Source organism: Photobacterium sp. R1 (assembly GCF_054600795.1).
Genome location: NZ_BAAHZP010000462.1, coordinates 1 through 280, shown reverse-complemented (window position 1 = coordinate 280; position 280 = coordinate 1). Strand labels below are relative to the sequence as shown.

The following is a 280-nucleotide window of genomic DNA, read 5'->3' as shown; positions in this document are numbered from 1 at the left end:
AGCAGTGCCTGCTCGCGCGCGGCTTTGTCCAGATGGGACAAGTCATGGTGCGTTACCGTCAACTCAGTCTGCGGCGCAATGTGCTGCTCGCCTTTACCCTGGATGTTGCGAATAAAGCGGGTTCGCAGGCTGGCATGTTTTTGCGCCAGTGCCGAGAAGGCGTATTCCAGCGCCCCGACATCCAGCTTGCCGGTGAGACGAAAATGCACCGGCATGTTGTACAGGTGCGAGTTGTCTTCGTATTGCTCGATAAACCACAAACCGCTTTGCGAGAAAGAAA

Annotated in this window: 1 protein-coding gene; it reads right to left on the bottom strand. The window is 55.7% G+C overall.

Going from position 1 to position 280, the window contains the following annotated elements; translation table 11 throughout:
• On the bottom strand, positions 1 to 280 hold a 280-nt coding region (locus tag ACYP03_RS25860; protein ID WP_459782656.1), incomplete at both ends, for a condensation domain-containing protein.